This is a genomic window from Shewanella carassii (genome assembly GCF_002777975.1).
Taxonomy (GTDB): domain Bacteria; phylum Pseudomonadota; class Gammaproteobacteria; order Enterobacterales; family Shewanellaceae; genus Shewanella; species Shewanella carassii.
The window spans coordinates 200,308-217,659 of the sequence record NZ_NGVS01000006.1 but is presented as its reverse complement, the minus strand read 5'-3'; the positions used below and the strand labels follow the sequence as shown (position 1 = coordinate 217,659).

General features: G+C 54.5%; 19 protein-coding genes and 1 riboswitch. Of the genes, 2 read left to right on the top strand and 17 right to left on the bottom strand.

Annotated elements, in window-relative coordinates; translation table 11 throughout:
• Window positions 1-155: 155 nt before the first annotated feature.
• The 10 genes from CBE72_RS04040 to CBE72_RS03995 form a co-directional block, all read right to left on the bottom strand.
• Window positions 156-1,403, bottom strand: coding sequence for an ABC transporter permease (locus tag CBE72_RS04040; RefSeq protein WP_100142421.1), 1,248 nt, complete (start codon window positions 1,401-1,403; stop codon window positions 156-158).
• The gene (locus CBE72_RS04035; RefSeq protein WP_100142420.1) at window positions 1,400-2,620 is read right to left on the bottom strand and encodes an efflux RND transporter periplasmic adaptor subunit; all 1,221 of its coding nucleotides are present in this window, start codon (window positions 2,618-2,620) and stop codon (window positions 1,400-1,402) included. The genes CBE72_RS04040 and CBE72_RS04035 overlap by 4 nt, the downstream gene beginning before the upstream one ends.
• Window positions 2,617-3,780, bottom strand: a complete 1,164-nt coding sequence (locus CBE72_RS04030) for an efflux RND transporter periplasmic adaptor subunit (RefSeq protein WP_100142419.1) — start codon at window positions 3,778-3,780, stop codon at window positions 2,617-2,619. Before CBE72_RS04030 ends, CBE72_RS04035 begins: the two co-directional genes overlap by 4 nt.
• Complete coding sequence (locus tag CBE72_RS04025) at window positions 3,767-4,735, bottom strand: HlyD family secretion protein (RefSeq protein ID WP_229671810.1); 969 nt, start codon at window positions 4,733-4,735, stop codon at window positions 3,767-3,769. The genes CBE72_RS04030 and CBE72_RS04025 overlap by 14 nt, the downstream gene beginning before the upstream one ends.
• A 97-nt stretch (window positions 4,736-4,832) precedes the next feature.
• Window positions 4,833-5,513: an ABC transporter ATP-binding protein gene (locus CBE72_RS04020; RefSeq protein ID WP_025887136.1), complete on the bottom strand. Its 681-nt coding sequence runs from the start codon at window positions 5,511-5,513 to the stop codon at window positions 4,833-4,835.
• Window positions 5,514-5,777: 264 nt separating this feature from the next.
• Window positions 5,778-6,185: a hypothetical protein gene (locus tag CBE72_RS04015; RefSeq protein ID WP_100142417.1), complete on the bottom strand. Its 408-nt coding sequence runs from the start codon at window positions 6,183-6,185 to the stop codon at window positions 5,778-5,780.
• Window positions 6,186-6,235: 50 nt separating this feature from the next.
• Window positions 6,236-6,640, bottom strand: coding sequence for a hypothetical protein (locus CBE72_RS04010; RefSeq protein ID WP_100142416.1), 405 nt, complete (start codon window positions 6,638-6,640; stop codon window positions 6,236-6,238).
• 55 nt (window positions 6,641-6,695) lie between these two features.
• Window positions 6,696-7,151, bottom strand: coding sequence for a GNAT family N-acetyltransferase (locus CBE72_RS04005; RefSeq protein WP_100142415.1), 456 nt, complete (start codon window positions 7,149-7,151; stop codon window positions 6,696-6,698).
• 44 nt (window positions 7,152-7,195) lie between these two features.
• Window positions 7,196-7,810 (bottom strand): GNAT family N-acetyltransferase, encoded by a 615-nt coding sequence (locus tag CBE72_RS04000; protein ID WP_100142414.1) that lies wholly within the window; start codon window positions 7,808-7,810, stop codon window positions 7,196-7,198.
• Between the two features lie 366 nt (window positions 7,811-8,176).
• On the bottom strand, window positions 8,177-8,800 hold the full coding sequence (locus tag CBE72_RS03995; protein WP_100142413.1) for a 2OG-Fe(II) oxygenase: 624 nt from the start codon (window positions 8,798-8,800) through the stop codon (window positions 8,177-8,179).
• Window positions 8,801-9,139: 339 nt separating this feature from the next.
• Here CBE72_RS03995 and CBE72_RS03990 point away from each other — a divergent pair, with 339 nt between their 5' ends.
• Both CBE72_RS03990 and CBE72_RS03985 read left to right on the top strand, forming a co-directional pair.
• On the top strand, window positions 9,140-9,748 hold the full coding sequence (locus CBE72_RS03990) for a chemotaxis protein (protein WP_100142412.1): 609 nt from the start codon (window positions 9,140-9,142) through the stop codon (window positions 9,746-9,748).
• 12 nt (window positions 9,749-9,760) lie between these two features.
• Window positions 9,761-10,501: an oxygen-binding di-iron domain-containing protein gene (locus CBE72_RS03985; protein WP_100142411.1), complete on the top strand. Its 741-nt coding sequence runs from the start codon at window positions 9,761-9,763 to the stop codon at window positions 10,499-10,501.
• Window positions 10,502-10,568: 67 nt separating this feature from the next.
• On the opposite strand, the gene CBE72_RS03980 is transcribed toward CBE72_RS03985, so the two are convergent.
• The 7 genes from CBE72_RS03980 to CBE72_RS03950 all read right to left on the bottom strand — a co-directional run bounded on the left by CBE72_RS03980 (window position 10,569) and on the right by CBE72_RS03950 (window position 17,175).
• Window positions 10,569-11,117 carry an NAD(P)H nitroreductase gene (locus tag CBE72_RS03980; protein ID WP_025887130.1) on the bottom strand — a complete coding sequence of 183 codons (549 nt, stop codon included), beginning with the start codon at window positions 11,115-11,117 and terminating at the stop codon, window positions 10,569-10,571.
• Window positions 11,118-11,217: 100 nt separating this feature from the next.
• Entirely contained in the window at window positions 11,218-11,829 is a 612-nt protein-coding gene (locus CBE72_RS03975; RefSeq protein ID WP_100142410.1) for an HvfX family Cu-binding RiPP maturation protein, read from the bottom strand.
• Between the two features lie 234 nt (window positions 11,830-12,063).
• Window positions 12,064-12,909 (bottom strand): DUF6279 family lipoprotein, encoded by an 846-nt coding sequence (locus CBE72_RS03970; RefSeq protein WP_100142409.1) that lies wholly within the window; start codon window positions 12,907-12,909, stop codon window positions 12,064-12,066.
• Between the two features lie 52 nt (window positions 12,910-12,961).
• Window positions 12,962-14,044, bottom strand: coding sequence for a phosphotransferase (locus CBE72_RS03965; protein WP_100142408.1), 1,083 nt, complete (start codon window positions 14,042-14,044; stop codon window positions 12,962-12,964).
• On the bottom strand, window positions 14,041-14,691 hold the full coding sequence (gene pnuC, locus CBE72_RS03960; RefSeq protein ID WP_025011200.1) for a nicotinamide riboside transporter PnuC: 651 nt from the start codon (window positions 14,689-14,691) through the stop codon (window positions 14,041-14,043). The genes CBE72_RS03965 and pnuC overlap by 4 nt, the downstream gene beginning before the upstream one ends.
• Before the next feature lie 3 nt (window positions 14,692-14,694).
• The gene (locus tag CBE72_RS03955; protein ID WP_025011199.1) at window positions 14,695-14,955 is read right to left on the bottom strand and encodes a hypothetical protein; all 261 of its coding nucleotides are present in this window, start codon (window positions 14,953-14,955) and stop codon (window positions 14,695-14,697) included.
• A 63-nt stretch (window positions 14,956-15,018) separates the two neighbouring features.
• Window positions 15,019-17,175: a TonB-dependent receptor gene (locus CBE72_RS03950; protein WP_100142407.1), complete on the bottom strand. Its 2,157-nt coding sequence runs from the start codon at window positions 17,173-17,175 to the stop codon at window positions 15,019-15,021.
• A 55-nt stretch (window positions 17,176-17,230) separates the two neighbouring features.
• Window positions 17,231-17,340: riboswitch (TPP riboswitch) on the bottom strand.
• Window positions 17,341-17,352 lie beyond the last annotated feature (12 nt).

Below are 17,352 nucleotides of genomic sequence, written 5' to 3'. Positions count from 1 at the left end.
TAGGCAGAGCCTGTGTGCCGACAGTTTCTATCCAGAGGAACATCGACACAATGACAATAAAGCGCCTGTCTAACCGTTGCCATTTTTGCAAAACACGCCCTTGCGAGCACCGTCCATGGCGCCAAAACCTCTGACAGCGAAGAAAGAAACCTCTGTCAGTCCCGTTGCAAGGCAATAATGGGATCCAGTTTGGCCGCCTTCTGCGCAGGATAGAGGCCGAAGCCGACCCCGATACTCATACAAACCCCGAGCGCCAGCAGTATCGCAAAGGGAGACCAAGCCACAGGCCAACCGGCCGCAGTTGATATAAGCAGCGCCAGTCCCAGCCCCACGACTATGCCAAACAGACCGCCGGTAGCGGAAATAGCGATACTTTCAATCAAAAACTGCCGGGCGATATCCTTGCGCCTGGCTCCCAGCGCTCGCAGCAAACCTATCTCGGCGGTGCGCTCCAAAATGGTGGCCAGCATAATGTTCATAATGCCAATTCCGCCCACCAGAAGCGAGATCCCGGCGACACAGGCCATGACGATATTGAAGATCTGTTGGGTCTTCTGATGTTGGGCCAAAAGGTCGGCCGGCACCACTATGTCATAGTCCTTCTCACCGCCATGACGGCGCTGCAACAGATGATCCAGGCTCTTGGCCGCCAGCGAAGGCTCAACCTCTTCCCGGAGCGACAGCTTAATCATGTCCAGTTCATCTTCAAGCGCCTTGAACTGCATCTTTTTCAGGGCGCTCGACAGTGGAATGAACACCTGATTGCGCTCGCCCCCAAGCTTGACGCCCTGGATTTTAGACTTACCGCGATTGGCATCGGCCAAGATACCCACCACGGTAAACCATTGATGGTTAATCTTGATGTGCTTGCCAAGGGCATCGCCCTTGGGAAACAGGCTGCGAGCCGCCTCTGGCCCCAACACGGCGACCTGGCGGTAGTAGACCTCATCCTGCTCGGTAAAAATCTGCCCTTCATTGAGCTTGAGCGACGTCAACCCAAAATAGCTGGGAGTCACCCCCATCACACTGGCATCGCTACGCCCTTCGGCGGAAAACAGACTGAAGACTTTTACTTCCTTGGCGGCGCCCCAATCCTGAATAAAAGGCAAGGTATCCCTGGCACTGTCGATATCACGCAGGCTCAGACCGACACTGTGTTCACGAATCGATTTCAGCGCCTCGCCGTCATTGCTGCGACTGTTGACCACCAGATTGCGAACCCCCATGGATTCAATCATCTTCAAGGCTTCACGCTCGGCACCTTCACCGACGCTGAGCATGGCTATAACGGCGCCGACACCGAATATCATCCCCAGCAACGTCAAGGCGGTACGCAGCTTATGGTGGCGCATCTCATCGAACGCCTGGACAAATCCTTGCCATAGCCCCATTAACGAACTCATAGCTGACTCCTCTTGGGTGGAGTTGTCAGGGCTATCACATCACCGGGATTGAGCCCGGCGGTAATTTCGGTGCGGTTAAGGGATCTATGCCCCGGAGTCACATCCCGGCGTACAAAGCCGCCGCCCTGCTTAAGATACACCCAGTAGCGGCCGTCTTTTTGAAACAGGGCCTGATTGGGCACAGTCAATACATCATTGAGATCCAGCACTTGTACCTTGGCGTTCACTTGCCTTCCCGGCTGCATAATGGCCGGCAGAGTTTGATCCAGGCTGATGGTGAACTGGAAGTAGTTCACCGGGCTATCTCTGTCTTTGGGCTTGGCCAGCGCATCGACCTGGGTCACTGTGCCGCTAAAAGGCCTCTCAGGATAGGCATCCAGAGTCACTGTGGCCTGCTTGCCGATGGCGAGCCCCACAGCTTCCGATTCAAGCACATAGACTCTTGCCTGCATCACGGAAGTATCCGGCAATATGCCTATGGGGAATCCGGACCAGATCATGTCCCCCACCACGGGAAAGGCGCCATCCCAGCCTGCCTGATAGACAAACAGCCCGTCGTGCGGCGCGATAATCTCCATCTGTGACAGATTGCCCTGATACCTGTCCATCTTGGCCTGATGGCCTTTCTGTTTCAGCTTGATAAGCGCCTGCTCTGCATCGGCCTGCGCCTGGTGCTGAGTGCTGCCCCATTGGAAATAGTCCAGCTTGGCATCCAAATATTCCTTGTTGCGCATCTGATCTATGATGTCGATTTTGGTGTAGACCCGCTCATCTTCACTGAAAAAACGCTCGGCCAACTGCCGCTCACTACCTGTGACCTTGCCGCCTAGGGTCAAGCTCTGGCTCAAGGTGAGATCTTTCTCTGTCTGGATCTTGGCATCCTGCGCCAAGCGCTCAAAGTCGTAGGCTTCCATCTGCAAGCGAAACGACTCCCTAGTATCATCGAGCCTGGCCACCACATCACCGGCCTTGACCTGGGTAAAGTTGTTCTGGATCCAGGCCAGGGACTGAGGCCCACGTAACCCCGTGGGCACCACAACGGGAGTGGACTGCGCCGCTTCCAACTCACCGCTGGCGGGGATATTAACCTGAAACTCGCCGCGGCTGACTGTCATGGTGAGCACACCATCATTACTGCTCGGTTGGCAGCCACTCAGGGCCAAGGCTATCAAGGCCTGCGTTATCAAGGCCAGAGCGATTAGCGAATGATTCTTCATGGCAGCAATACCTCATCACCCACCTGCAAGCCGGAGAGTATTTCAACCTGATCGCCCCCCATGGCACCAACCCGCACCGACTGTTTGCGAGCCCCCAAGAGCCCATCCAGCAGCACATAAGGATGACCGGCCTCATAATGCACCGCATCCTGAGCCACCAGAGTCCGCTGGCTGTCATCGGCAATTTCTATGCTGATCTTGGCGGTCATTCCCGGGCGCATCAGCTCGGTATCCGGCTCGTCTATGCTGGCAACCGCATCGAACACCACCAGAGGTACCTCCTGGCTTTTATTACGAAAAACTGCACCCAACTCTTTGATTTTTCCAGTAAATACTTTATCAGGATTGGCATCCAGACGGATCTTGAGTTGCTGGCCCAGTTTGACTCTACGGGCTTCTACCTCAGGGATCGCCATATTGACCTGCATGCTGTCGAGATCCGGGATAGACAACACCACATCACCGGCAAACACAGATTGGCCCTCCTTGAGCTTGTTGCCCTGAGGATCGTTGCCATAGACCACCATACCGGCACGGGGCGCCACCAAGGTCATCGAGGCGATACCCTTTTTCAGCGCCGCCACTTCGGCGGCGAACTTCTGCCTGTCTCCGTCGAGCATGGCTTCCCGTTGCCGGGCGCTCTGGGCCTCAAGCACCAGTTGCTGCTGCACCAGAGTCACCTTGTCACGGGCGATCACCGCGTCACGCTGGTACTTTTCTTTATCCAGTGCCGCCACTGTGTCATCAGAGAGGGCAAACTTACGCTCGGCCTTGTCCAACTCCATTTTGGCTTCAGCCAGTTGCAACTTGAGCTCTTCCATCTTCTTGGCATTACGCAGCTTGGAAGTCTGCAAGTCCTGCACTGTAGCCTCAAGCTCAGCCGATTTGACCGACAGCCTTTGGGTCAGTTCAGAGGTATCCAGCTGAGCCACCATCTCGCCACTTTCCACCTCGCTGCCTTCCGGCGCCAGCTGCTTGACCTGGTATTGCCAGATGCGGCGCATCACAGGCGGCATTAAAGACACGGTATCGGCCGCCACCAGCTCGCCGGTGACTTCTATTTTTTGACTCAAGGGCCCCTGCACTACCTGAGTGCTCACCCCATCACTGCAGGCGCTCAGCGCAAGCAGTGCCAGCCAGGCCAAACTAAAGCGCTTCATGTTTGCCTCCGGTTTCCACCAGTACACTCATGCCGGGGATCATGGCGATATCCTCAGGTGCCTTGAAACGGATCCCCACTTCGAACCAGTTACTGCGGCCCCAGGCAGGTAGATTGATGGCCTGGCGACCGATACTGGCAATTTGTCCGGGAAAGGCGCGCTCAATTTCCGCATCCAGACGCATGGTCACGGCTTGCCCGGGTTTCAGGCGATCCACGTCCACCTCATTGACCCAGGCGATCACCTCCAGATCCTCCATGGCAGGTACTGTGGCGATTTGTCGCCCCACTTGCACCGTATCCCCCACCTCGAATTTTTTATTGCTCCAAGGCTCACGCCCAAGCAGCAAGGGGCCGGCCATTTCGGCTTTCAGCTCCAGGCTGTCCAAGTCCTTGAAGGCCTGCGCCAGTTCGAGCGCCGCCTTTTCCTTGTCAATCTTCAGCTGTGCCAGGGTCGCCTTCTCGGTATCCAAGGCTTCGGCCAGAGCCTGCTTGGCCTTGGTCACCTCGGCATTTAGCTGCAGCAGCTTGAACTGATTGTCGGCGTACTCCTTGGCAGCGATAAAATCTGCTGGTACGGCCGCTACCAGTTGCGCCTTTTCCTGCTCCAGTAACTGCTTTTTCAGCTCGAACCTGGCTTGCAATACCTTGGATTTGAGCTCTATGGACTGGCTCTGCTCCTGCGCCGACACCCTGAGCATGCTGGCTTCCAACTGTTCTATCTGGTTGGCCACCTGACTCTTGTCAAACACCACCACCACTTGCCCGGGGGACACCAAAGAGCCCTCGGGTAACATCCACTGAATTTGATAGCGCCAGGCATCACCGGCCTTGGGGACGCTGAAAGTCTGCGACTTAGAGGAACTGACTTTACCTGTCAGTAGCAGCTGCGCGGCGGGCGGCGACTTGGCATCCGCTCTCTTGTCCGTTAAAGGCTCTAATGGAGAAGCTATCAAAGATGGTGATCCGGCTGCTACCGGTATCGCGATTTCTGAAACAGCCAAGCTTGAAAAATTCAGGCCAGAGACCGCCAGGCTCAAAAGTAAAAGAGAATCAAGCCGCATTAGCCCTCCTGTCACTCTGCAGGCAACCATCACGCATGCGGATAACCCGCTGGGCGTAAGCGGCCACTTCCTCTTCGTGGGTCACCAAAATGATGGTTTGCCCTGCGGCATGGAGCTCGGTAAACAGCGCCATGATCTCAAGCGAAGTCTTGCTGTCCAGCGCCCCGGTGGGCTCATCGGCCAGTAAAATGGCCGGGCGATTGACCAGGGAGCGGGCTATCGCCACCCGCTGACGCTGACCGCCCGAGAGTTGGTTGGGCCTGTGATCCAGTCGCTCTCCGAGCCCGACACGTCTCAGTAACTCTATGGCGTGGGTTTCATCGCCCTGCCCCTCTGGACTGTATCTTAGCGGCAGCATCACATTTTGCAGCGCCGTGAGTCTCGGCAAGAGGTGAAAACTCTGGAACACGAAACCTATCTGGCGGTTACGCACCGCAGACAAGGCATCATCATCCAGTTGTCCCACCTCTTCGCCATTGAGCAGGTAACTGCCGCTGCTGGGTTTATCCAGGCAGCCGATGATATTCATCAGCGTCGACTTGCCTGAACCCGATGGCCCCATGATGGCCACAAATTCGTTAGCTTGAATGTCGAAACTGACTTCATCGAGCGCACGCACACAGGCGTCGCCCATCTGATAGGTTTTACAAAGTTGTTGAAGCTTTATCATTGATCTTGCTGGGTATTGCGACCGGCGCTCAACCACTCCTTGTTATTGTCTGCAGCTTTGAACCTTGGATAAAGGTGCAAGTTCCCTATTTAATGCCAAATTCCAGCGCCGGGCCGCAAGCTAATTGTAAGCTCACATTTCAGCGCCCGAGAACCAATGCAGTGATGCCCTCAACCAGCGGGAAGTCGCTGACACATCTCATGCTTTCGTCAGAGCGTAACTGATGACTTCTTGACTTAAGAGCGGGCTTAGTTAGGGCCTGACTTACGGCATAGCCCCTATCCAGGCAAACAGGGCCGCGAGGCCGTAAAGCAGTGGCGGCAACAGGCTCTGGCCACTTTTTTGCCCGCCAAGCAGTCTGGCATGGAGATGCCAGACCATCAAGAGAAGTAGGTTGAGAACAATAAAGAGTATTAAACCAAACACATAAGTTGTCGGCATCAGCTCAAATGCGCAGGCTATCAAGGCCAGAGCGGCAGTAAGCAAGAAGGGCGCAAAGCTGAGATCCACAAAGCAGTCTTGCTGTTCACGCCCGCTGACACGGCCATGGTTTTCCTGCGTCCAAGCTGCCCCTTGCCGGCGTTCGCGGGCTTTGGAACGGATCCTGGGCCAAAACTCAATCACCAGCGCGAACAAGATGATAAAAGCGGCCAATAACAGACTCAAAAGCATAATGCCTCCCCCTTGGACAAAGAGACAGGCTGCGGCCGCATTTTATTGCATCACATGTTGGCCATTATCCAGTAGTCGAGGCGCTTTTGCGGCTCGGCCAAGATGGTTTTGCAGCTGTCTTTGTATTGGCTCATCAAACCGCCCAGACTCTTGCTATTGCCCATGGTTTCCAGCATTTCGGCACGGGCCGCAGCCACGCCTTTCTCAGCATCCTGCGCCGAACTGTACTGGGAGGCTAAAGCTTCGGCATCCTTGGCAGATTGCTTGAGTCTATCTCCAACGGCGGCCATCTGCGGTGCATTCATTGCCCCTATGGCTTCAGAACTTATCTGATAATAGGCGGCGCATTGTTGCAACTCGGCGCTAAAGGCCTCCTCGGCGGGGCCGGCGAACGCATTAGCACTGGAAAACAAGCCGATGGCGGCAAAGACAGACAAAGCAGTTTTATGGGACATCTTGGTGATCCTCTTGATATCGATGAAGGCAAGCTACTTTAGTGTCTGATGAATTTCAAGGTTTTAGAGTCAGACTGTAGTGGAAAAATTCATTGTCCCGGACAAAACCAATGGACTCATAGAGCGCCTGCGCCCTGACATTATTACGCTGGGTTTCGAGGATCAATTCATCAATGCCCTGTGCTTTGGCATAACTTAGCGCGGCATCCAGCAACGCACGACCTATGCCGACACACCTGGCATGTTGAGTGACATAAATATCATTGAGGATCAGCAGCGGCGCCGCCCGCAGCGAAGAAAAGCCGGGATAGAGCTGCACAAACCCCAAGGCCTGGTTTTGCTCATCCGGCAGATAAAAGATCACGGATTCATCCCGCTTAAGCCTTTGGCTGATAAAGCTTAACGCCAGTTCAGGCTCGCCGGGATAACCATAAAACTGACGATACTCATCAAACAGCGGTGAGATAATCTCGGCATCCTGTGACTGTGCCCGAATAACTTGCTTTAGCATGAATGATTTCCCTTCGATTCAATATTGTCCTAAGTAGCGCTCACTCACTGTGCGAGTTCGGCACGGTACTGATCACTGAAAAATGCCAGCCTGTCCTTGAGGTTCTGCTTCACCTCTGACCATTCACTGTCAATGATGGAGTAAACCACTGTATCCCTGACGCTACCGTCCTTGAGCAGTTTGTGATTGCGTAAGATGCCATCTTGCTTGGCCCCCAGGCGGGTGATGGCTTCCCGCGAAGCCTGGTTGTGAAAATGGGTTCTGAACTCCACCGCTATCACATCCAGAGTCTCGAAGGCGTACTCCAGCAGCAACAGCTTGGTTTCGGTATTGATGGCGCTGCGCTGCACACTCTTGGCATACCAGGTATACCCTATCTCCAGCCGGCGGTTAGCCTGATCCCAGTTGCAAATGCGGGTACAACCAACAATTGCACCGCTGCTTCGGCTACGTACCGCAAAGGCCAAGGCTTCACCGCGCTGCTCACTATCCAAAGCCTGATGGATATACTCCTTCATCTCATCCGGATGCGGCACGCTGGTGTACCACAAGCGCCACAACTCACCATCGGCGACCGCCAGCGACAACGCCGGCAGATGATCCTGACTCAAAGGTTCGAGGATCACATGTTCTCCGGTCAAGCATGCTTCCAGTCCCATGATTTGCCTCCCTAATAATGCAAGGTGATGATTTAACACCTATTTGATTACCAGACTAACATGAATAAATCATTAAACCAGCGAAAATGTTAACAAATGGTGTCCCTGTTTACACCGGTCATTGGCTCCAATTAGGGAGGAATAAAGTCAATCACGAGGGGGCTTACCAGCCAGGAGCACAGGCAATGAGAGTGAATGGAATAAATCGGCGTTGGCCGGGTTAACCCAGCCCAATATCAGTTGCTGTTAAGGAAGCCTGGCTTTGACAGGCCCCGGCATGCCTTCAGTCAGCTACTTTGAACGCCAATTGCTGTACAAGCCACTCTCGACAAAAGAGAACGCCACGAGGACTTATTCGCATCTTCCTTAGAGCAGTTCATAGCTACCGGCAACCCGAAACCAACCGGCTATGCTGGCACGATCTTTATGGGTTGGCAGCACTTCATGGGGGAAGCGCTCGCTCAGGAAGATCACCAGAGTGCCCATTCTCGGCGGGATCTGCTCAAGCAGAGTGTCGTCCTCTTCATAAAGCATCAGCTCACCGCCATCACCCTGTTGCCAATCGGGGTTCAAAAAAAATACCGTGGTCAGGATCCGGTTGCGACTGCCCCGCAGCGCATCTAAGTGTTTACGGTAAAAAGTACCAGGGCGATAAAAGGCGTAATGGCTTTCATAATCGAATAGCCCCATAAACAGGCGCCGGTTAAGTCCATGACGCAAGCAGGCCATGTATTCCAAATAGTCGGCATCCGGTTGTTGTTCTTCATGCAACCAGCGGATCCTGTCTGAACGTATCTCCTGCTCACGCACGCGCTCATTGCCTCGGCCGATTTCAGCCCAGCGAAAACTCTCTACCGGCGAGTGGTTAACCTTATCCAGCAATGCGCTACTCAATGTCTCCGGCAGCACGCCCTCAAGCACTATGTATCCCTTGTCTGTAAGTGCATCGGCAATCCTGTCCAATAGTTCATCATTTAACAGCGAAACCAAATGGGTATCCTCTCTGAAATGCTGCGGCTGTTACTGCCTGCTTATTGACAAAGCCACAACCTAAAAAGCCCCCACTTGAATAAAGCGGAGGCCGATTCTGATAGCTGCGGATACTAGAGCATTCGATTTGGGCTGACAATCAAAATAAAACTTTCAATTCATATGGTTACAACACTAAGCATCTATTCTCAAAGAGGCTCTTCAAGCTAAACAGGGTGCAAATTCAAGCGCTTGAGTTGTAGCTTGAATCCATTGGTGGGAAAAATCAGCTCGCGCCTGTGGAGAAGTTAATTATCTTCTATACTCTCAAACAGGATTATGACTGTAAAACAGTGAATTATGGGATCAGAACCTCAACCAACGCGTCAGTTCTATGTTCGTGCCGCCATCATAGCCGCCGAACTGGAAAAGACTCAGGGCCACTGCAAAGAGATTAATATCATCGCCAGCAATGCCCAGGCAGCATCGATTCGTGCCGGCAGTATGGCGCTGGGCTTTAAGGCGCTGACCCACTCCATCGACGAACTGGCGCATTTCACCACCCACTCAGCCGCGAGAATCAATCATCTGGCACAGACCATCAGCCGCCTGACCAGCGAGCAGACCAGAGTCCGCAAGGCGATGCTGCAATTTGCCCGCGCCAGGGAGAAAGCCCGCAAAGCCCGTTATGGCGACAGCATCATGTCTGCGCTGGAGAAGAACAGCCAACACTTTATGGCCCTTGAGCAGCAGTGCAAACGCCTGAGCCTGGATATTGAATTGCAACTGGAAGAACTCTGCCAGCAGCTGAAAACCGCTAAAGTGCTGGCCTCGCTGTGCCGCATTGAAGCCTGCCGGATAAAACCCGCCGATCAGGCCACTTTCAACCATGTTGCCAACCGGGTCGATGCCGCTGCCGGCGCGATCCGCACTCAGGTAGATAAGGCGATTCAATTACTTGAACAATAAGGGAGTACAGGGATGAAGAGCCAACTCTTGTTGGAAACCCATAGCCACAAATGGATCTATTTTGGCCGTGATCCGGACAAACCCGACGGCATCATAGACACCAATCAATATATGTTGGTCACTGCCGAGCAGGCTCTGCTGATGGACCCGGGTGGCATAGAGCTATTTGCCCCCATGCTGGCCAATGTGGTTTGTCACATCCCCATAGAGCAGCTCACCCATCTGTTCGCCTCCCATCAGGATCCCGATATCATCTCCTCCCTGGGGCTGTGGGATCAGACGCTGGAGCGGGCCCAGCTGCACGCGCCCTGGATTTGGGAAGGTTTCATCCGCCATTTCGGGATGGAGCATATCCAATACCAGGCCATTAAAGATCAAGGCGGCAAGCTGACGCTTGATGGCGTAGAGGTGCAGTTTATTCCGGCTCATTATCTGCACGCTTCCGGCAATTTTCATGTCTACGACCCTGTCGGCAAAGTGCTGATGTCGGGCGATATAGGTGCGGCACTGGAAGACACGGATGCCGGGCTATTTGTCGATGACTTTGGCCGTCACACCGAGAAGATGCGCTTTTTCCATCAAAGATGGATGCCCTCCAACCGCGCCAAGCAGGACTGGATAGCCAGAGTGAGAGAGCTGGAGCTGGACTATTTATGTCCACAGCACGGGCGGATATTCAGGGGCGAGCAGATACCTGAGTTTCTCGACTGGTTCGAGCGCCTAGAAGTGGGGGTTGCGGTTACAGGCAACTGAATGCAATAGCTTGATGCCATGAGCTTAGCTCATGGCAAATTCTCCGCCATTGAGTGTCCGGCAGCTATCAGAGATAGCGGGCAAAGGCGCTGCCCTCTTTGGTGGCTTTGAGCGGCGCTTCAACCACAGGAGTGCCCAGATAGAGAAAGCCCACTATCTGATCGCTGCCATCGAGCCCCAACGCCGTATTGACCGTAGAGTCAAAGGCAAAGGCACCAGTGCGCCATATTCCGCCAAGCCCCTGGGCAAATGCGGCCTGCTGCATCGCCATCACGGCGCAGCCGGCTGCCAATTGCTGCTCCAACTCAGGGACCTTGGGATGATCTTTGGTCTTGGCAACCACGGTTATCACCATAGGCGCCCTGAGCGGCATACCGGCAGCCTTGTTGATAAAGCCCTCGTCGGCACCATCTGCTGTTGCGGCCGCCACAAAAATATCCGCCAGGCGATTGAGCCCTTCGCCGGTAGCAATAATAAACTCCCAGGGCGCCAGGCCACCGTGATCCGGTACTCTGGCCGCGGCATCTAGGATAATTTTCAGTTGCGCCTCATTCGGCGCCGGAGCCTGCAGTCGTGGACATGATTGACGGGTAAGAAGAAGAGTAAGTGCGTCCAATGCGCGATCCTCAGCTGAGATATCAATGACTTCACAGGATACCAAATCCGCCCCGGATCGCCAGAGGCAAAAAAGCAGGACGACTTGTTTTAAGCAACAATCAGCCGAGGTTAGCGGTTTTGGGCAGCCATTTACGGCCAATAAAATAGTCCACACTGGTGTAACGGCCGCCGCCCATAAACAGCAATACCAACAGCATAATGAAATAAGTGGCCGCAAACTCAATGCCATTGTTGAGGATCACCAGGTTACCCGAACTGGTAAGCCAGTCGTAATTGCCGTGCTCCTGCAGTATCCCCTTGGCCCTCTCAAGCTTCTCCACCGAAGCCATCACCCTGTCGTTTGCGAGCCAGGATGAGGGATCGGCAATCGCCAGCCAGCCGTTGGACCAGTGCACACTGAAGGCCGCCACCAACATGGTAATACTCATGGGGATAGCCACCAGCCGAGTGGCCAACCCAAGCAGAAGCAACAAGCCACCAAAAAATTCGGTCCCGGCCGCCAGCGCCACCATCACTTCAGGCATGGGCAAGCCCAGCCCCCAGTCCGGATTACCGAACCAGGCCGCTGTGTCGCTGAAGTGGCTGAGTTTGTTGTAACCGGCCTGCACCAGCACCGGCGCCAGATAGAGCCGCAATGCCAACGGTGCCAGGCCATCGAAGTGGCGCAGTGATTTCAAAAATGCCGCATAGGTTTGAATGATGGCTTGCATGAAAACCTCTTATTCGGGGAGTATTCCTGTCATGCTGCAGTTGACCCGACAATAAACGATTTTATTTCAGTCTTTACTTTAGGAAGCTGCAAACAAGTCCCATGCCTGCTCTGCATCGGCTTACGGGCCTGGATGCATGGCGTGGTTCGCGGGCAAATGGTCCAATGCCCGTTCTACAGACCAAAGACCCGCTTTACGACCCCATAAGCTCAGGGCTATGTCTGCCTAATAAGCTCAGGGCTGTGCCTGACTCAGTTCATCCAGATCGTCAATCAAGTTGCCCAGCTTACGCTTGAAGTGTTTTTGCTGGCGCTCACTCAGGCTCTGGTGCAGTTGCAACAACAGCATGCCGAAGTTTTCCGTGTTCTGCGCCAATTTCTGCTTGTGCACATCTGACTTGAGCTCATCGGGCGATGTCATCAGCAGTCGCAAGCGCTGCGCCAACAAGTCAGAATCACTGCGTTGCAGCAAGGCTTGTTTGAACTGCCGGAGCCACTCGTGACGATACTCGAGCCACATATCCAGGGTCGCCAGTCGGCGGCTGTTGTGCTCATGGATCAGGGCCTTTTGCTGCTCACTCAAACGCCCCAGCCAATCGGCAAACAGCTCCTCCAGCCGTTCATCCGCATCTTCAATCAGTTGTTCCTGGTTCTTGTCCTTGTATTCATCCACCAGCTCCTGCTCATCGGCCTCCAGTTTGGCAATCACCTGGGCGACCTGTTTGTCACTCAAAGAGGCGATAAGGGGCCAAAGATCGTCAAACACCTGGGCAAACAGCCGAAACCAGTGATCTCTTGCCGTATCCACATGACGACGCCAACTCTGTGGCGTTAAAGTGCCATCGGCAAGCTCGGTTTGCAGCGTTTTTAACTGGGCACTGTATCTGGGTAGCTCCTGGCGGCGATGCCAGGCGAGAAAAGGGTCGAGAATGGCGTCAAACGCCTGCTCCTGTTGCCGGTCGAGAGTGACATAATCTTCCAACTGCCACTCTATGGCCCAATCGAGGAAATAATAGCTGACCTTGGTGGAGCAGGCACTGAGCGCAATAAGCAGCGCCAGGGCAATAACAATGCGTTTCATCCATTAAATACTTTAAGTTGGCTAAGGCCAGGCGACAGCTTCCCTGCCTGACTCATTGATGCTTTACAAGATGCCAGAAGTCATCAAACCAGTCGAGATAAGACTGCTGCTGATTGTCCCAGGCCATCTGTAAGGCCCAGCAGCAGGCAAACAGCCAGTAGACATCGACGGCTGCAGCCACGGCCTGGTGGGCATCGCCGGTTAAATGCGGATGCTGCTCAAGATAGTGATAAATGAGCCACTGCTGCCCCTCGGCGCTCAGTTGATGGGATGACAGCACCCCGGCCAACTCAAACAGCGGGTGGGAAGCGCAAGCATATTCAAAATCGACGCACTTGAGTCCATCCTCGGCCAGCAGCAAATTATGAGGATTGAGATCCCTGTGACAATACTGCGGCCTCAGCAGACAGGCCTCCAGCCGAGTGTTGCACTGCTCGAATAACCCTTGGGCCGAATGAAGTTGCATGAGCCGCTGTTGCCAGCTTGAAGGCTGCCCCCGGCTCAGTGCCATGTCATCGAGCCGCTCCAGATAGATGCGCCACTGCTCGGCAACACTGATTTCGAGCTTGGGGGCCGGTAAGCCCCTCAGCCCCAACAGCAACTCCAGCAGTAAGGCCTGAGGTGATTTGCCTTGCCTGGCTCCCAATACAGCGCCTGAGCCAACGTCATGTTTAGGCTCATGTTTAGAATCATGTTTACGCTCAGGCAGGTCAGAGAAGCTGTTGCGATTAACAAAGGCATTATGAGCCGCGCTTGCGATCTCGGCCGCGCCTTTGGATGCGAGTAACTGCTGCCAGTTGGCTTGCGGCGCTTGTTCGATAAAGCGGCTCAGATATAACACCTTGTCAGCGCTGACCCAAATCAGCCCTGGTGCCAAATTCGCCTTCTCGGCAACCCGCCAACATGCCAGTTCGTTGTTTCTGTCGCAGATACGGTCTGAGCCCGGGGAATTGACTCTCAACACCAATGACTCGCTACCGGCCTGCAAGAGCCAGTTTTGGTTGCTTAGCCCAAGGGTGAGCGGCTTGGCCCCCTCAAGCGGCCACAACTGTAGCCGCTTGAGGGCGGCGTTGAGCTCGCAGCTCAAACCTTCGCCCAGACTGGCTTCAAGTTCTGTCAGCGGTTTGCCTTTCATGCCGCGCCGCTTTCAAGCTGTGAGGAGTCGCGACCGCGGGACTCCTGAGCTCTGGCGCGCCAGATAAAGTATCCGGCTACCGCCATCCCCACGTAGAGCACAAACAAGAGTGAGGTCAACATCAAACCCTTGCTTAAATAGAGATAGATGGACACCAGATCGATAACCACCCAATAGAGCCAGTTTTCCAGCACTTTGCGCGCCACCAGAAAAGTCGTCATCACAGCAAAACAGCTGGTTGCCGCATCCAGGTAGGGGAAGGCTGCCTGAGTGAAAGTCGCCATCATATGACCGACAAACAGGGACACCAACCCAGTCAACAAAATCAGTACCAGGTGCCGCTGCCAGGGCCAGGAGGTCACGGCCACTCCTTGATGGTTTTCCCCACCCCGGCGCCAGAGCCAGTATCCGTACAGCGCCATCGCCATGTAATAGACGTTGAGCACTGACTCCATCAGCAGCGCGACTTTCCAGAACAGCACAGTGTAGATGGCGGTGCTGGCAAAGGCCGCCGCCCAACACCAGATATTGGCTTTCATGGCCAGCAGCAGATAGGCCAAGGCCAATACCACGGCTACCGCTTCCCAGGCGCCCATGCCCTGGGCCTGAGAGCCGGCCTCGGCGAGCCAGTGCCAGAATTCACTCATGGGTTATTCCCTGTGGCCCAAGTTCAGCTCACCACCGATAAATTTACAGACAAACACCGCCTTGCCAAATTTCTCGTGCGCTGCCTGCATCTCGGTGGCCAGCATGGCCATCACCTCGGCATAATCACCGCACACCTGAGTCGCCATGGCATTGGTGGTTCTCTCTATGTTGGCATAACTGTCCAGGCGCTTGATAAACCATTGAATAGGCTCCAGATACTCATCGTGGAGCGGATACATGCTGATTTCGGCAGTTAACTTCATTTTACATCTCCTGTAATGAACCGGGGCGCTGCAACACGCCCCGGCCGACAACGGCTTATGCCATCAGATAAATTTGACGTTGAAGGTCACACCAATCTGGCGTGGATCCCCGTAGCGGATATATTGCTTCTCGGCCCAGTTTTGATCCGGCTCATTGCCGAAGTAGAAACCGCGCACGCCGTATTTTTCATCGAACAGGTTGCGGCCCCAGAGGTAAACCGACCACTTGTCTGCCTCATAGCCCACCTTGGCGTTGACCACTTGATAGTCTTCAGAGCGGGAGTCATTGCTGTCTGAATAGTAGAACGCACTCTTGCCACTGCTGTTGAGGTTGGCAAACCAGCCCATGTCATTGCGCCAGGTCATGCCGAGACTATAGGTCCATCTCGGCGAGTGGGCCAGTTCACGGCCGCTGAGATCCACAGGATTCTTATCTTCATCCAAGTATTGGTAATCACCGTATTCTGTCTGCAGATACCCAAGGCTGGTGTAGAACTGTAGTGAATCTGTGGGATACCAGTTGGCTTCCAGCTCGGCACCATAGTTATTGGAGCTGCCGGCGTTTTCGGTGAACAGAATAAAGCGCTGGGGATCGACAGGATCCTGCAGTGAGGCCGCTACCTGCTGATCTTCTCTGTCCATAAAGAACAGTGCCAGACGTGTATCCAGCAAGCCATCGGCCCAGCTGGATTTCAGCCCCAGTTCATAGTTGTAGAGGATTTCGGTATCGAACTCTTTCTTGTCGGCCAGCTCCTGGGGCAGCGTCATATTGAAACCACCGGCCTTGTAGCCCCTGGCTATCCGAGCATAGGCTTCATGGTGTTCAGCCAGTGCCTTGGATAGGGCGATATGGCCGCCCCACATGTTTTCCGATGGGCTAAAGGCATCACCATTGCTGTCGCTGTAGTCACTCTCACGTCGCTCGAGACGAGCACCGATAGACAGGCTGTAGCCCGCCCCCAGATCTGAGTCCAACTGGGCAAACACCGCATAGTTACTGGCGCTGTAGCGGGAAGTCAGCACTTCATCCGGCCCGCCGTTGTATTCAGAGTAAAGATCGTTGTCCTCATCGAGATCCATAAAATAGAGCCCGGCCAGCCAGTCTGTACTGCCGCCGAAAATCCGCCCGGCCTCGTTGGAGCTGAATCTGAACTCCTGTGACAGAGTGCGCCGCTCGCCGCGTTTATCCCAAGTGTAATCGTACTCACAGGGTGCGCCGCCGCACTCTTTGCCGGCCCAGTAATCCGGGTTGGCCCAGTCACCGTCGTAACCGTGGTGATGATCTGTTGCAGCATAGCTTGACAGGGACACCAGCTCAAAAGCCTCAAAGCCGGTATAGCTCAGCTTGAGGCTGGAACCCGTGGTGCGCTGCTTGTCGACGCCCGGCGCATCGGTAATGGTATCGAAGCCGTTATTGTCCAGGGTCCAGGCATCATAACCATTGTCAAAATCGGCGTGCAGTAGAGTGAAGTCCGCCTGCAACTTGTCGGTGGCGTACCAGCGCAGCTTGATACGGCCGCTGAATTCATCACGCTCATTGGTATCGTCACGGCCCAGATACAGGTTGTCGCGATAACCGTTCTGCTTGTGTTGCTGCAGCGCCACACGATAGAGCAACTTGCCGGAATCTGTCACTGGGCCGGAGCTGAAGCCGCTGAAGGTTTGCAGATTATCATTACCGAGCGAGACTTCGGCGCCGTGCTCGAACACGTCTGTAGGATCATTGCTCTTGAGATAGATAAGACCGGCCAGAGCATTGGCGCCATAGCGGGTGCCCTGGGGGCCGCGCAGCACTTCAAACTGCTGCAGGTCGTACAGGCTGGAAACGCTGCCCAGCCCGGAGAGATCGATATCATCGATAATAAAGCCCACAGAGGAGTTGGGCGCTCCCTGGTATTGCTCCTGCTCACCTACCCCGCGGATCTGGAAGTATCTTGGCCGGGAGCTGGCACCTGACCAGTTGAAGTTGGCTACGTTACCCAGCATATCTTCGAAATGCTCGGCGCCTTGATCTTCAATGCGCTGCTCATCGATAACAGTCACGCTGGAGGGCATCTTCTCCAGCGTCAGGCCACGAAAGTCGCCGCTGACGACTATCACTTCCATGGCTTGTTGCTCATCTTGCTTTTCAACGCCGGGATTATCGGCGGCATGAACGGGTGCCCACAGCAGCATCTGAATGGTACTGGCGAGCAGAGTAGGTACGGTAAACTTGGACATAGGACCTCAAATATTCACAGTTTGAGATCCGGCAATAAGAAAGCGAGTTGAAAGTGCACGAATTGTGGCCCATTCCTACGCCGGTACTAGCCGGATCAGGTTCTAAGGGTTCGTCATACGACATCTCAGTCAACCGCAATGCGGTAAACACCCCTTGGCGAGCGCCAGTATACACCA